General features: G+C 40.0%; 11 protein-coding genes and 1 tRNA gene. 10 read left to right on the top strand and 2 right to left on the bottom strand.

Going from position 1 to position 15,633, the window contains the following annotated elements:
• Window positions 1-8 precede the first annotated feature (8 nt).
• Together fabF and IPO27_15295 are read right to left on the bottom strand one after the other, a co-directional pair.
• Window positions 9-1,262 (bottom strand): beta-ketoacyl-ACP synthase II, encoded by a 1,254-nt coding sequence (gene fabF, locus IPO27_15300; protein MBK8847827.1) that lies wholly within the window; start codon window positions 1,260-1,262, stop codon window positions 9-11.
• 58 nt (window positions 1,263-1,320) lie between these two features.
• Complete coding sequence (locus tag IPO27_15295; protein ID MBK8847826.1) at window positions 1,321-1,557, bottom strand: acyl carrier protein; 237 nt, start codon at window positions 1,555-1,557, stop codon at window positions 1,321-1,323.
• A 274-nt stretch (window positions 1,558-1,831) separates the two neighbouring features.
• Here IPO27_15295 and IPO27_15290 point away from each other — a divergent pair, with 274 nt between their 5' ends.
• The 10 genes from IPO27_15290 to IPO27_15245 all read left to right on the top strand — a co-directional run bounded on the left by IPO27_15290 (window position 1,832) and on the right by IPO27_15245 (window position 15,073).
• The gene (locus tag IPO27_15290) at window positions 1,832-6,214 is read left to right on the top strand and encodes a T9SS type A sorting domain-containing protein (protein ID MBK8847825.1); all 4,383 of its coding nucleotides are present in this window, start codon (window positions 1,832-1,834) and stop codon (window positions 6,212-6,214) included.
• A 114-nt stretch (window positions 6,215-6,328) separates the two neighbouring features.
• Window positions 6,329-9,073, top strand: coding sequence for a 2-oxoglutarate dehydrogenase E1 component (locus tag IPO27_15285; GenBank protein MBK8847824.1), 2,745 nt, complete (start codon window positions 6,329-6,331; stop codon window positions 9,071-9,073).
• A gap of 123 nt (window positions 9,074-9,196) precedes the next feature.
• Window positions 9,197-9,712 carry a sulfotransferase domain-containing protein gene (locus IPO27_15280; protein MBK8847823.1) on the top strand — a complete coding sequence of 172 codons (516 nt, stop codon included), beginning with the start codon at window positions 9,197-9,199 and terminating at the stop codon, window positions 9,710-9,712.
• 57 nt (window positions 9,713-9,769) lie between these two features.
• Window positions 9,770-10,111 carry a hypothetical protein gene (locus IPO27_15275; GenBank protein ID MBK8847822.1) on the top strand — a complete coding sequence of 114 codons (342 nt, stop codon included), beginning with the start codon at window positions 9,770-9,772 and terminating at the stop codon, window positions 10,109-10,111.
• Between the two features lie 3 nt (window positions 10,112-10,114).
• Window positions 10,115-11,179: an O-antigen ligase family protein gene (locus tag IPO27_15270; GenBank protein MBK8847821.1), complete on the top strand. Its 1,065-nt coding sequence runs from the start codon at window positions 10,115-10,117 to the stop codon at window positions 11,177-11,179.
• 25 nt (window positions 11,180-11,204) lie between these two features.
• A complete protein-coding gene (locus IPO27_15265; GenBank protein ID MBK8847820.1) occupies window positions 11,205-11,555 on the top strand; it encodes a hypothetical protein in 351 nt (116 codons plus the stop codon).
• A complete protein-coding gene (locus IPO27_15260) occupies window positions 11,552-12,805 on the top strand; it encodes a glycosyltransferase family 4 protein (GenBank protein ID MBK8847819.1) in 1,254 nt (417 codons plus the stop codon). Before IPO27_15265 ends, IPO27_15260 begins: the two co-directional genes overlap by 4 nt.
• A 156-nt stretch (window positions 12,806-12,961) precedes the next feature.
• Window positions 12,962-13,798 (top strand): sulfotransferase domain-containing protein, encoded by an 837-nt coding sequence (locus IPO27_15255; GenBank protein MBK8847818.1) that lies wholly within the window; start codon window positions 12,962-12,964, stop codon window positions 13,796-13,798.
• 64 nt (window positions 13,799-13,862) lie between these two features.
• Entirely contained in the window at window positions 13,863-14,801 is a 939-nt protein-coding gene (locus IPO27_15250; protein MBK8847817.1) for a sulfotransferase, read from the top strand.
• 198 nt (window positions 14,802-14,999) lie between these two features.
• Window positions 15,000-15,073: transfer RNA gene (locus tag IPO27_15245), tRNA-Asn, on the top strand.
• Window positions 15,074-15,633: the final 560 nt, after the last annotated feature.

Raw genomic sequence — 15,633 nt, 5'->3', positions numbered from 1 at the left:
AAGATTTTTTAATTGTACTTCTTGAAAATGATGCTGGCATTGTGACCGCCAAAACCAAAAGTGTTGCTTAGCGCAGCGCGCACGGTGCGCTTTTGCGATGCATTAAATGTAAAATTTAATTTAGAGTCAAGTTCAGGGTCATCGGTAAAATGATTGATAGTTGGTGGTACGATATCATTTTGAATAGCCAAAATGGTTGCAATGCCTTCAATAACACCAGCAGCTCCCAACAGGTGACCTGTCATCGACTTGGTACTGCTTATATTCAGGATATAGGCATGATCGCCAAAAACCTTTTGTATAGCTTTTGTTTCGGCAATATCACCAAGTGGAGTAGAGGTGCCGTGAACATTTATGTAATCAATATCAGTTGGTTTTAATTGTGCATCGCGAAGTGCATTTTTCATCACATTCATGGCGCCAAGCCCTTCGGGATGAGGGGCGGTTATATGATGCGCATCAGCGCTTAATCCACCTCCAACAAGTTCACAATATATTTTAGCACCACGTTTTAGGGCATGTTCCAATTCTTCAACAACCACACAACCGGCACCCTCGCCAAGTACAAATCCATCGCGGTCTTTGTCAAATGGGCGCGAAGCAGTTTGTGGACTATCGTTTCGTACACTAAGTGCCATGCAAGCATTAAAGCCACCAACTCCGGCTTCGTTTACAGCCGCTTCGCTGCCTCCGGTAAGAATTATGTCGGCCTTGTCAAGACGGATTAAGTTAAAAGCGTCTATTAATGCATTGGTGCTGCTTGCACATGCCGATACTGTTGTATAGTTTGGGCCTCGGTAACCATAACGCATACTGATATGGCCACAAGCTATATCAGCAATCATTTTTGGAATAAAGAATGGATTGAAACGAGGTGTACCATCGCCTTTGGCAAAGGCTGTAACTTCATCCTGAAAAGTGCGTAATCCTCCAATTCCGCTGCCCCATATTACTCCTATGCGGTCAACATCTAACTCAGTATTGTCTTTTAGGCCGGCATCTATTACAGCTTCTTCGCTTACAGCAATTGCATAATGCGAAAAAGCATCCATTCTGCGGACCTCTTTTTTATCAATAAACTCAGTGGGATCGAAGTCTTTTACTTCACAGGCAAATTGCGTTTTAAATTTACTTGCATCAAATTTAGTAATTGGAGCCGATCCACTTACCCCATTAAGTAAATTCTGCCAATAAGCAGCTGTTGAATTACCTAATGGCGTAAGCGACCCAAGGCCCGTTACGACAACTCTTTTTAATTCCATTGTCTTTACTACTAAATTTATTTGATAAGTTGCTTAAGCAATCAGAATAACGGGGTAGTTATTTTGCATTTGCCTTTATGTAGTCTATTGCTTGCCCTACCGTTTGTATTTTTTCGGCCTGATCATCAGGAATAGCAATGTTAAACTCCTTTTCGAACTCCATAATTAATTCAACGGTATCTAACGAATCTGCGCCAAGGTCATTTGTAAAACTTGATTCGGTTGTAATTTCACTTTCTTCTACACTTAGTTTATCTACAATTATCGATTTTACTCGTGATTCAATGTCTGCCATTTTTTTAAAAGGTTTTTTAATTAAGGGGGCAAATGTAATAAATTTGAAATGGCATTATCAAAATATTTTTTTCCATATATTTCTTAGTAATTTAATCCATAAATAATTGGCCTGATATATTCTCCCTTTAGGTATCAATTCCCCTTCAAGTTAATTTACCATTTAAAAATAATTAGCTACCGTTTATTAACTAGGATGGGTATTCAGGGCTTTGTGTTATACCTTTGCAATTCACATTACCTGACTAATATTTTAAATTTTAATAAATAAACTAATGAGAAGATTAATTTTATCATGCGCATTTTTAATTGGCGGCCTTTTAGCTGTCAATGGACAGAAACAAGTATACCCCGGAATTAGTACCAATGGCACCGTATATGCCATAGCTGAAGATAGTACCAATGTATATGTTGGTGGGAGTTTCAGCCAGGTTGGAGTAAGAGTTCGAAACAATGCATCCTATAATGCATCGGCCTCATTGCAACTTGACTCGCTAAACTTAAATATCAATGGATATATATATGCCATCGAATCAGATGGTGCAGGAGGCTATTATATAGGTGGTAATTTTACTGAAAGCCGCACTGGTAAATCAAATCTGATACGTGTTAACTCAACAAAAGCAGTTGTAAATACGTTTACGCCCAATCCAAATACCACCGTTTATGCATTAAAGTTGGCTGGAAACCGACTTTATGTAGGCGGAGGTTTTACCTTTATATCTGGGGTAAGCAGACCTTATCTGGCGGCCATTAATAAAAACACAGGTGCTATTTTCTCTACCGATCATCAGCTTAACAATCTTGTATATGATTTTGAGACAAAGGGAGATACTTTATTTTATGGAGGCGAATTTACTGCTGTGGATGGTTTAAATCAGGGACGTTTAGCAGCTTGCCTGCTTAGTAATGGAAATACAGTGCGAACGCCATCTTTTGATGGCAGTGTTTATACATTAGAACACGATAGTCTAGGCAAAGACCTATATATTGGTGGTGCGTTCAATTCATTTGGTAATCCTGCTAATTATGTGTCAGAAGTAAACAATGTATCTGGAACAACAGCCCAAGGTTTTCCTGGGGTTAATGGTCAGGTAAATGCAGTGATTAGCGATGGTGCAGGAGGCTGGTATGTGGGAGGTTTTTTTAATACGGGTACTTTTGGTGCAAATCATTTAGTGCATATAACTGCTGCAAAAGTTTTGGATGCAGGTTTTAAACCAAATCCAAACTCTACGGTTGAAGCGTTAGCCTTGGTGGGCACCAAGTTGTATGTAGGCGGAGCATTTACAAGTATTGGAGGGCAAACACGCAGGTATATTGCATCGCTAAATAAAAATACCGGAGTAGTTCAGGTATGGGACCCCAAGGCAAATAATGTTGTTTATGGTTTAACTGCAATGGACTCTGTAGTGGTTGCCACAGGCTCTTTTACACAAATGGGTAATCTTGCTGTATCGTATGCTGCAACTATCCATGGTACTACAGGTGCGGTATCAAAAACATTTGGTTATAATTCAACAGGACGAGGCATAGCGCAGGATTCACTAAATATCTACCCATACGGTGATTTTTCTAATATAGGCGTTTCGGCTCCCGGAATTGCAAGTGTTACCACAGCAAATGCTTCAGCCGATCCATCGTTTAGCGGAGTAAATGGAATTATAAATGTAACCATAAGCGATGGCGCTGGTGGTTGGTATGTAGGCGGTAATTTTACTACGCCACAGGGCTTAACCAACCTTGTACGTATTAAGGCAGATAAATCGATTGATTTAACGTTCGATCCAAACCCGAATAGTTATGTGTACTCACTAGCGCTAAATGGCAATAATCTTTATGTTGGAGGCTTATTCAACACAATTGATGGGGTGGCAAAAAATTATCTTGCTGCGGTTAATAAAAACAATGGAGCTTTAGTTGGTGCTTTTGCGGCACAGCCGGGCTATATAGTCTATACAATGGTAATAAGCGGATCTAATCTGTTAATAGGTGGAGCATTTACCTCAGTAGGTACTACAGCACGAAATCGGGTAGCATCGGTTGCGTTAAGCAATGGCGCATTGCAAAGTTGGGATCCTAATGCTAATGGTATTGTATATTCCTTAGCATTAAATGGTGCAGTAGTTTATGCAGGCGGCACCTTTTCGGCCATAGGCGGACAGCCACGCACATACCTTGCGGCATTAAATGTTGCAAATAATAATGCTACAACTTGGAATCCTACGCCAAACAGTTTTATCTATTCCTTGTTCTTATCAGGTACCACTTTATATGTTGGTGGCAGTTTTACAAACATTGCAGCTAGCCCGCGCACCTATGCAGCAGCTTTTAATACTGGCAATGGAAATATCCTATCATGGGCGCCACAATTGAACTCTACTGTACTTGCAATCGCAGTTGGAACAAATGTATACCTGGGAGGTGAATTTACTATCTGCAACGGCTCCACTCGTTATTTTTGTGCTTCGTATAGCGCTGCCGGAGCAGGAACCCTGCAAAGCTGGGCCCCCGATTTAAACAACACAGTGCGTGCTTTTGGAGTAAATGGTAATGCAGTGGTTATTGGAGGTTCTTTCAATATTGCTAAAGTTGTCTATCAAAATGGGCTTTGCAAGGTGCAAAAATCATCACGAGCGCTAACTACCTGGAACCCGCTTATAGCCAATGGCGGCTTTGTATATGATGCCGTTGTTTCGGGTAATAATATCTATTATGGAGGAAGTTTTACTTCGGTTAACAATTTGACAAGAAGTTATGCAGCAGCATCAAGCACAAATACAGCTGCTACACAAAACTGGAATCCAACGTGTAACGGACAAGTAAAGGCTATTAATTTTTCGAACAATCTGATTTACCTGGGAGGTGATTTCACTTTGGTTGGCGGCACAGCACGCAACTATGCGGCTGCATTGTCAACAACCGGTGCAGGAACATTAAACGCATGGGCACCTGAGTATAATGGTGCTGTGTATAGTTTGGCTTCATTTGGCACTTCCATATGTGCAGGTGGTGTATTTACACTTGTAAATAATACGTTCCGCAAGAATATTGCGGCTATAAAATCAACTACACTTATCACAAAAACATGGAATGCCGGAGCGGTTAACGGCAGTGTAAATGATATTAAATATTCTAACTCTAAACTTTATGTTGGAGGCTCCTTTACAACTATTGGCGGGCAAAGCAGAACATATATAGCGGTATTAAACAATACCACTGGTGGTGCAACCACATGGACGGCTACTTTAAATAACATAGTTAGCTCAGTGGCAGTAATAAATAACAATGTATACTTCACAGGCAATTTTACAACCGTTAATTCTACTGAGCGTAATCGCGTGGCTGCTTTGGCAGTTAGCAATGCTGCTTTGCAGACATGGGCGCCATCTTTAAATAGTAGTGCTATTAAAGTACTTTATTTTGAAAACAATTTCTGGCTCCAAGGTGCATTCACCATGTGTAACTATACTACTCGTACCAATTTGTTTAGCTATACTAAATCGACAGGGGTTTTGCGCTCTAATTTTAACCCTGCAATAAACAGCACAGTGTATGCGCTTGCCCTGAGTGGAACAGCGCTATATCTTGGAGGATCATTTTCAACCATCGAAGGCTTGAGCCGCCCTTATGCTGCCGCTCTTAATACTAATAATGGCACCTTGCGAACATTTAACCCTCAATTGAATAGCACAGTTTATTCCATTGCTTTGAATGGAACTACCGTTTACCTGGGAGGGACATTTACAACAGCTAACGGAAATAGCCGCGGATACATGTGCTCTTACAATGCAAATACATCTGCTCTAAATGCTTTTAACCCTGCATTTAATAATCAGGTGAATGCAATTACGATAGCCGATTCGTTGATTTATGTTGGTGGGTGGTTTACAACCAGCAATGCCACCGCACGCAACCGCCTTGCAGCATTTAGTCTTGCCAATGGTGCGTTAAAAAGCTGGAACCCCGATGCTAATAGCTATGTTTATACATTACTTGTCAATGGAAATTCGATTATTGCAGGAGGCCAGTTTACGTTAGTAGGTGGTAGTGCACGAAACTATTTATGCGCCATCAACAAAAACAATGGCAGCTTAACAACATGGAATCCCGGTTTAAATAGCACTTGTTATTCCCTTGCTCAACGTGGAACTAGCATCTATTGTGGTGGCAATTTTACTTTAGCTAACAGCATTACAGTTGGGCGCTTTGCCGCCATCAACTCAAGCACAGGAGCCGTTAGTACGTTTAAACCAATTTTTGACAATACCGTTTTTGCTCTTTCATATATGGAATTTCCAGACAGCTCCATTAAAGCAGGAGGCTCATTCTCCGTAGTTAATGGTTTGTCGCAACAAAGCTATGCACGCTTCACCTTTAAAACCGGAGCACGCGAGACAGACGAGTTTACAAGCGATATTACCACAAATGAAATTTCCGTTTATCCTAATCCGGCTAAGGATGTGCTTTTTATTAATAATCCTTCGTTTGAGCTGGCTACGGTTGCTATATATGATATGCAAGGTCGCCAAATGATGCACCGTGAAACATCACTTACAAATGAATCCATTGATATTTCAACATTCAACAGTGGAACATATATAGTGGTAGTTACACAAAATGGAGCCAACAGCTATGCACGATTTATTAAACAGTAGCGTTTAATTTTAAATTTAAAAAGTTATAAAGGGAGCGAACCAATTGGTTCGCTCTTTTGTTTTTTATTCAAGGCTGCATTCCCTATCTTTGCACCTGCAAAAAAAAGCACAATAATGGCACAAGTAGAAAGCAAATCGTATTTAAGCAATGGTGAGTTAAGGGCTATTGAAGATATATATAAACAATATTTAGCCAATCCTGAATTGGTCGAATTGGGTTGGAGGAAGTTTTTCGAAGGTTTCGAATTTGCACAAACCGATTTATCGCAACTTAGTTTAAAACAAGCCCCCACACAGGGATTTACTGCTATTGGCGAAAATTCAATTCAACTCCAAAAGGAGTTTAATGTAATCAACCTGATTAACGGTTATCGCATGCGCGGACATTTGTTTACCCATACCAACCCTGTTCGTGAGCGCAGAAAGTATACACCTACATTAGACGTTGAAAACTTTGGTTTAACAAAAGATGATTTGCAACAAACCTTTCAGGCAGGTAACGAAATTGGACTTGGCCCGGCAAAGTTGTCAGATATAGTGGCTCATTTGCAAGCAACCTATTGCCGCAGTGTGGGTGCAGAGTTTAAATATATTCCAAACCCTGATGTAGTAAAATGGTTTGAAGAACGAATGGAACGTTGTCGCAACGAAGAAAACTTTTCCATTGATGTGAAGCGCAGAATTTTACAAAAACTAAATGAGGCAGTTGCCTTTGAGAATTTTTTGCACACCAAATTTGTTGGGCAAAAAAGATTCTCGCTCGAGGGTTGCGAAACGCTAATTCCTGCTCTGGATGTGGTGGTTGATTATGGAGCCGATCTGGGAATAAAGGAATTTGTGATAGGCATGGCGCACCGGGGCCGCCTAAATGTGTTGAGCAATATTTTGCAAAAAACCCGTGAGCAGATTTTTACTGAATTTGAAGGAAAGGAATTTGAACTAACCGGATTTGATGGCGATGTAAAATATCACTTAGGATATAGTACCGATGTAGAAACTACTAATGGTCATACAGTGCATTTAAGCCTTGCGCCAAATCCATCACATCTCGAAGCAGTTGATCCGGTGGTACAAGGAATAGTGCGCAGTAAAATTGATAATCAAAATGGCAAAGAAGATGATATAGCCGCTATTCTTATACATGGCGATGCAGCAATTGCAGCGCAGGGTATTGTTTACGAAGTAATACAAATGAGTATGCTCGATGGTTATCGCACCGGAGGCACCATTCATTTGATAGTTAACAATCAAATTGGTTTTACCACCAATTACCTGGATGCACGCTCAAGTACCTATTGTACCGATGTAGCCAAGGTTACCAAGAGTCCTGTGTTTCACGTAAATGGCGATGATGTGGAGGCACTCGTATATACCATCAAATTAGCAATTGAATATCGTCAAAAGTATCATCGCGATGTATTTGTTGATATACTTGGCTACCGAAAGTATGGACATAATGAGGGCGATGAGCCACGTTTTACGCAACCATTACTTTATAAAGCCATTGCTGTACATCCTAATCCACGCGAAATATATAATCAGAAATTATTGCAATCAGGTGCAGTAGAGGCCAGCCTTGCCAAGGAAATGGAAAAGGAATTTAAGGCGCTTTTGCAGCAAGACTTGGACAAAGCAAAGCAAAATCAAAAAACAAAAATCACGGAGGTTTTAGATGGTTCATGGAGCGGATTGCGAGTTGCTACGGATAGCGATTTATTCCAGGAACCTGATACCGCTGTTGATCTTAAAAGCTTCAATACTATTTTTGAAAAAATAACCGCCTTGTCAGCAGATAAGAAATTCTTTAATAAAATAACCCGCTTATTTGATGACAGAAAGCAAATGCTTGTTAACGATAAGATAGATTGGGCTATGGGAGAGTTGATGGCATATGCAACCTTGCTTAACGAAGGTTTTCCTGTGCGCCTGTCGGGGCAGGATGTGCAGCGGGGTACTTTTAGTCACCGCCATGCAGTGGTGCGTGTAGAAGATAGCGAAGAGGAGTACATTCCATTAAATAATATTAACCCATCGCAAGCAAAATTTTCCATTTACAATTCCTTATTGAGCGAGTATGGTGTGTTGGGTTTCGAGTATGGATATGCTTTTAGTTCGCCAAACTCATTGATTATTTGGGAAGCACAGTTTGGAGATTTTATGAATGGGGCACAAATAATTATTGACCAATACCTAAGTAGTGCCGAAGATAAATGGCGCAGAATGAATGGGCTGGTCATGTTGTTGCCGCATGGTTACGAAGGACAGGGAGCAGAGCATAGCAGCGCACGTTTAGAAAGATGGCTAAGCCTTTGTGCCGAAAATAATATGCAAATAGTAAATTGCACTTCGCCAGCCAATTTTTTCCATGCCTTACGCAGACAGTTGAAGCGTAATTTCAGAAAGCCCCTGGTGGTATTAACCCCCAAGAGCTTACTGCGGCATCCGCAATGCGTTTCAGTTGCAAGCGATTTTACAAAAGGAAAGTTTCAGGCATTGATAGATGATGCAGATGCTAAGGCTGCCAATGTAGAACAAGTGGTATTTTGCAGTGGCAAAATTTATTACGACTTATTGCCCTCACGAAACGCACATACCGCGATTGTTAGGATAGAGCAACTTTATCCTTTTCCTCAAGCAGCATTTAATGCTGTTTTGAAAAAGTATGATAAAGCCACCCGCCTGGTATGGGTGCAGGAAGAGCCTGAAAACATGGGTGCATGTACCTTCCTCATGAGGCAATTGCGAGCATACAACATACACTATATATGTCGGCCCGAAAGTGCAAGCCCGGCTACGGGATCGCATAAAGCTCATGAGAACGAACAGCACGACTTGGTAAAGTCGGTTTTTAACTTTTAAAACCGAAACAGGCAGCATACATAGTTACCTTAATGGCATTGCTATTAACAATTTCTTTGTACAAATTTCCCCTGCGATGTATTGAAAGGCATTAGTATAAAATTACTTTTGCGCTCTATAAAAATGGCTTCGCACAATTACTCATACTGCATTATAGCTGGTAGCACCAAGTGCGCCACCACTTCGGTATTTGCCTGGTTAGCCGACCACCCTATGGTATGTGGTTCGGTTGTTAAGGAAAGCCGTTTTTTTTGGGACAATACTTATCCCATGCCTTCAACAGGATATCATTATAGTAATGGTATCAGCAGTTTTCAATCAATCTTCAAATGTGAGAAGAACGAAACCATACTCCTTGAAGCTACTCCCGACTATATGTATGGCGATACAACTGCTTCCATTATTAATTCAGCGATAAGTGGAGTGAAAATAATTTTTGTGTTACGCCATCCGGTGGACCGCTTGGTGTCGTGGTACAAGTTTGCCGCACAACGAAATTTGTTTGATAGCCAAACCACTTTTGAGCAGTATGTGAATATGCAGGTTATGCAGCCTGATGCCATAACTCCGCAGCATTTGCGTGCCATGGAGCAAGGACGATATGCGTTTTATCTTAAAAAATATGCGCATACATTGTAGCCTGAACAATTATTGATTGGCAATTATTAGGTAGTATCGGAAAATCCAAAGCACTTTATGGAGCAAGTTAGTAGGTGGTTGAATATAGATGCAAGTTTTTATAACAATTATGATTTTAAAGTTCTCAATAAATCAGTTAATGCAAAAAATGCAGGGCAATTTGACAAATACCGCACCTTTCGCAGAGGCATACGGAAGTTGGTAAAAGCGTTGCCGGGTTTTATAAGTAAACCTATTAAGAGTGTGGCCAAGCCCATGGATAGTGCGGTAATGCAAATGGCCACAAGCGAATGGGGTGATGTAAATATAGAAGCAGCATTACTTCAAAAGCTTAACGAATATTATAAAACTGATCAGGAGGAATTAAAAAATCTCAACACAAAAATAACAAGGGTATAACACGTGAAGTTTAAATTCAGCACAATTATTTTATTGTTGATGGTGTTTGCACCATTCGATTTACTTGTGCTCAAGTTTTTGCCTTTACCCGAAAAAGTTTATGGCTTTGCGCGCTTTGGTGTAGAGTTTTCCATTTATGGCATTTTCTTCTTCCTGATTTTGCGCAACATGGTGTTTGGCAAATTGCTAACGCGCACTCCCATTGATATTCCACTTGTGTTATTTTTTGCGGTAAGTATCTTATCCATCATTGTAAACCGCGTGCCCATAGGGCCCGCGTTGGTGGGTTGGCGCGATTTGTGGCGATTTGTGGTCTTGTTCTATATACTTACCAATATAAATTTAGATGAGCGATTTCATCGAAAGGTGATAACCATGTTTGTCGTCATTGGTTGCATGCAAGGCGCAATTGCCTTGTATCAGCATTTTGCCGGAATCGATAAATTCTTTTTGCCTCGCGCCACCACAGTAGAAATTGCAGGCAAGGTTACCAATTATAAGTTGCTAGCAGAGAATAATAAAACCTATGAAAAAGGATCAGGCGTTGGAACGATATGCGATGCAGTGCAATTGGCCAATTACCTGCTTATTTGCCTGGCAGTTGTTGTTCCCCTGTTTTTGCATTACTCGCGTATTACATTGTATAAGCGCATGTTCAATCTGATTGCCTTTGGATTAATTCTGGTAGGAATATTTATGTCCTACTCACGCATCTCTACCTTATTTGCTTTGCTCTCTATCTTCATTACTTTTATTGCAGCGCGCGAGCTTAAGCGCCTGTTTCCAATTGCCATTACCGGTGCTTTAATTATTATCATTACCTTGGCAGTAGTGGCAGTAGTGCCAAGTAATAAAAGCAGCACTTATTATAATCCGCGTTTAAAGGAAACTTCGCCCATCGAAAATTTTACACAAATATTTTCATCGAGCCTTGCCGAAAAATCTTTTGAAACATCGCGGGGTTATGTGATTGCAAATGCCTTGCCTGCTCTAATTAAAAGTCTCAATCTTATCGGCTATGGCCCCGATGTAGACAACTCCTTATATAAGCTCGTGCAAAAGATTTAGACAATGCCACTCCTTTGCTAATTATATGATCATTAATGATGTTTATTGGATTGGGATGATAACCTGCTATGGCATAATTGGCGTTGGAATTTTTCTTTTCATTCTATATCGATTGTTTCGAATGGGTATGTATGTTTTTAAAAATACACCAAATACCTATGCCAAATATCTGGCACTTGCATTTATTACCATCCTTATTTTGGCCATTCCGTATACTGCCGTTATCAGAACTTTCGCATTTCGTATGTTTGCCATGTATTTTTGGATGCTTGCAGGCATAGTTGCAAGCGAATATCGAACTATAAAGGAAACAGCTATGATGGAACTTGAACTAGATGAACTTGCTGAACAACAAAAAACAGTAGTTACCGCATGAAGATATTATTAGTACATAAATTCTGGCGCACACTTAGCGGTGCTGAAATGTATTTTCATGATGTGGAACGCCTCTTGCGACAACAAGGCAACGATGTAAAAGTGTTTACCACTAATTATAATTGCGAAGGCGGAATTGATGAAAAAGAAGTGCGAGACGATGTTGTCTATGGTGAGCCGGCTAATTACCTCAAAGGTTCAATGCTTAGCCGTATTACTAATTTGCCCGATTTAATTTACAACAAAAAGAACAAAGCAGCTTTCAAAAAATTACTTCGCGATTTTAAACCGGATATGGTACATTGCTTTTCGCTCTACATTGTGCTATCTCCAAGTTTACTCGATGCTTGTCGCGAAGAGGGAGTGCCCGTAGTAATGTCGTGCAACGATTACAAACACATTTGCACCAATTATCGCCTGTATCATCATGGCAAAATTTGTATGGACTGCAAAGGAGGTAAGCTATGGAAGCCATTGGTAAATAATTGTTGTAAGCACTCGTTTGCATTTAGTGTAGCATCAACCATCGAATCGTATGTGCATGAGTGGATGGATATTTATCGTAAAAATATTGATGCCTTTTTATTCGAAAGCGAGTTTATGATGAATGCTACCCGATCATTTTGGGGTAACAAAAAGTATGACTTGCAATTTTTAGGAAAACCGTTTCATGCCCCTACTTATCAGGCCCACCCCGAGGCAGATGATTATGCACTCTTTATGGGAAGGCTTAGCGATGAAAAGGGAATTGATATATTGCTAAAGGCTGCACAACTTGCACCCGAAGTAAAAATAAAAATTGTTGGCAAGGGCCCTTACGAAGAAGAATTAAAAAAACTAGCAACTCAGTTGCAGTTGACAAATGTTGAGTTTGCTGGAAGCATGTGGGGCGATTTGGCAAAAGATCAGATTCGTAAATCCCGATTTGTAATATTGCCTTCGGTTTGGCACGAGAATTTTTCATACGTAATAACTGAAACATTTGCATTAGGCAAAGCCTTGCTGGGAAGCGATACCGGTGGAACTCCCGAGAATATTATACCGGGCGAAACAGGTTATGTATTCCCTAATTATGATTATAAAAAACTGGCAGAGCTAATGCAAAAAATGTGGGAAAATAAAGAAGGTACTGTTAAGATGGGATTGCGCGCAAAAGAATTAGTAGATGCTAAATTTAATGATACTGTTTTTTATAAGCGATTGATGGAGATTTACAATGGAGTAATAGAAAAGAGAAAGCAGAAAGTATAAAAAGGGAAGTTTGTAGCCTTTAAAAGGGAAAGGCAAATGAAAGGATACAAAATCTGATATTGATACCAAGTAACTACCACAACAAATAAAATAAGTGCTACCAAATTTTATAATAGCAGGCGTACATAAGGCAGGAACAACCTCCTTATTTTTTGGTTGAGCGATCATCCGGAAGTGATATGCTCCCAGGATAAAGAGACCAATTTTTTTATTTATACCAAGTATAAAACCAATGCTCGTCCACTAAGCGAGTATGCTTTGCAATGGCCAGACTATAAAAACGAGAAGATAATAATGGAAGCTTCTCCGGGATATTTTTACGGTGGTAATGCAACGGCTACCGAAATAAAAGACAAGTGCAACAATCCTAAAATACTAGTAATGTTGCGCGAACCTGCTGACCGGTTGTATTCTTTTTTTCAACGAAAAAAAGAAATGCTTTTTTTGCCTGAAGATATCTCTCTCGAAAAGTATATTGCCCAATGCAATTCATATTCGGATGCACAGTTGGTGGAGGAAAAAAATCATATGTACACGGGAGTAGTTTTTGGACATTACAGTAAGCACCTCAACGAGTGGTACCAAGCATTTGGCTCCAATCTTCGCGTTTCTTTTTTCGATGACTTACGCGAACCTCGTAAGTTTATGAAAGAACTCTCAACCTGGCTAGGAATAGACGCTTCCTTTTACGATACATATAATTTTGATGTAAAAAACAAATCGGGCAAATACAAGAATAAGCTGATACATACCGTTGCCGTAAAACTGAATTTTGGCTTACAACGTTTTTGGCGCAACAATCCACAGCTTAAAAAGAAATTGCGCGATACTTATTATTCTATCAATCGCGGTAATAAAAAAGTTTCGGCAGATGATTCTGAAACGATTGTAAAAAATAAATTGCGCGAACATTACAAACCTTACAATAAGCAGTTAGCAGACATACTAACCAAAAACGGCATAACTAAATTGCCGGGATGGTTGCAAAACTAAACCCATGATTGCTCAGATTAACGGTGACTATATACGTACACGGCCAACAAAGTTGTTTTCGCGTTTGTGGTCCTATGCGTTTGTAGAAGGCCGTCCGGTAACCACCAAAGGCCAATGGATGAATCCATTGGTATTTGCAAATATGCGTTTAGCCAAAATGGGATTGATAACGAAAAAGGTAGAGCAACCCATTTTTATTTTAGGTACCGGCCGCAGTGGCACTACAATACTTGGAATTGTGATGAGTATGCATCGTGATATTGCTTTCCTGAATGAGCCCAAAGCACTTTGGCATTCTGTTTTTCCAAATGAGGATTTAATAGGAAGTTACTCGCGTGGCGATGCCAAGTATATTATGACTGAAAAGGATTCTGATGCTTCCTCCATAAAAAAGATGCATCACATTTTTGGATATTACTTGTCAACAGTTTTTTCGAAGCGCGTACTCGACAAATATCCCGAATTGGTTTTCAGAATCCCTTTTTTAAAAAGTATATTCCCCGATTTTAAGGCCATCTTTTTATATCGAAATGGATGGGATACCGCCATATCAAGTGCGGGATGGAGCACCATACACGGTGAGCAGGTGAAAGACGAAACCCATAATTGGTGGGGAGTAAATAACCGCAAATGGAAGTTGCTTTGCGATCAGGTAATAGCTATTGACGATGAACTGGGGCAGCACAGCAAGCAGATAAGTGCGTTTGAAAACGAGGTTGACAAGTCGATAGTAGAGTGGATTATAAGTATGAAATACGGAATGGATGTTTGTAAGAAATATCCGAAACAAATAATTGGCATCAGCTACGAAGACCTTACCTCCAAGCCGGAAGAAACAATTGCCAGAATCGTTAAGTTTTGCAACTTGCCAAACGACAACCGATTGATGGGGTATGCCCACAGAACCTTAAGCCCTGCACCCTCAAAAAGTCCGATAGCCCTTAATCCCTTATTGCAAGCACCTTTTAATAGAATCATGCAGGAAATGGGATACGCTGTGTGATAGCCTGCAGATTTTTTATAAAAAAATCAATATTTTTTTTGAATTTATATAAAAATTCTACTTTTGCGCTCCCTTTAAAGGAAATACGTGATTACACGTGTTCTATATTCCAACTGTTGTTGGAATAGGTTTGAGACCAAGGAATCAATTCGGGTAAAGCGCATCAAGTGCGATTTATCCGAAAAGGAAAAGAAAAATTCCTCCTTAGCTCAGCTGGTTAGAGCACATGACTGTTAATCATGGGGTCCCTGGTTCGAGTCCAGGAGGGGGAGCATAAAGCCGGTGAACAATCATCGGCTTTTCTTTTTTATGAGGATTTAAAGTCCTTATACGTTCAACATTTATCCGAAAATTGCTGGCAAATTTTATGTGGGTTTCATTAGAATGTTAATCCATTAATTGGAGAATATAAAATAGTTGAACCCAATGCCGCAGTATCCAAACTTGCGGCAATAACGAAACTATCTTAAAAAGAATTAGGTATGTCATTTTTTCCTATTCAAATTTCTAACTCAGCATTTTTATTGTATTTCTAAATGTACAACATAGAGCGCATTTCAACACAAATACACCCCAAACCCCTTAAGAGGCTTGCCTTTGCTCTGCCGGGTTTGAAACATCTAAGGGTGTCCTTAGAGCCAATTTGATGCAGTTACTTTGAAATGTCAAAGCTCTCCCAACTACTCTTTAGTAAACTTCCAACTCAACATAGCATTTGCCGTTTCCAAAAGCACCACGCACAACCCACTTGCCCAACCACAGCATTATGTATCCAAGTTACCTACCCATTTGTAATTCCTAATTCCACTCCCGTTCCACTTGCATTTACAAA

Source organism: Bacteroidota bacterium, assembly GCA_016714535.1.
Taxonomy (GTDB): domain Bacteria; phylum Bacteroidota; class Bacteroidia; order AKYH767-A; family OLB10; genus JADKFV01.
The sequence above is the reverse complement of the archived record's forward strand: the minus strand, read 5'-3'. Positions and strand labels throughout refer to the sequence as shown.

Excerpts from the sequence above, each read along its gene's own strand:
- IPO27_15280 (MBK8847823.1), top strand. The coding sequence starts at position 9,197 with ATGGCTTCGCACAATTACTCATACTGCATTATAGCTGGTAGCACCAAG.
- IPO27_15285 (MBK8847824.1), top strand. The coding sequence starts at position 6,329 with ATGGCACAAGTAGAAAGCAAATCGTATTTAAGCAATGGTGAGTTAAGG.
- IPO27_15260 (MBK8847819.1), top strand. The coding sequence starts at position 11,552 with ATGAAGATATTATTAGTACATAAATTCTGGCGCACACTTAGCGGTGCT.
- IPO27_15275 (MBK8847822.1), top strand. The coding sequence starts at position 9,770 with ATGGAGCAAGTTAGTAGGTGGTTGAATATAGATGCAAGTTTTTATAAC.
- IPO27_15265 (MBK8847820.1), top strand. The coding sequence starts at position 11,205 with ATGATCATTAATGATGTTTATTGGATTGGGATGATAACCTGCTATGGC.
- fabF (MBK8847827.1), bottom strand. The coding sequence starts at position 1,262 with ATGGAATTAAAAAGAGTTGTCGTAACGGGCCTTGGGTCGCTTACGCCA.
- IPO27_15295 (MBK8847826.1), bottom strand. The coding sequence starts at position 1,557 with ATGGCAGACATTGAATCACGAGTAAAATCGATAATTGTAGATAAACTA.
- IPO27_15290 (MBK8847825.1), top strand. The coding sequence starts at position 1,832 with ATGAGAAGATTAATTTTATCATGCGCATTTTTAATTGGCGGCCTTTTA.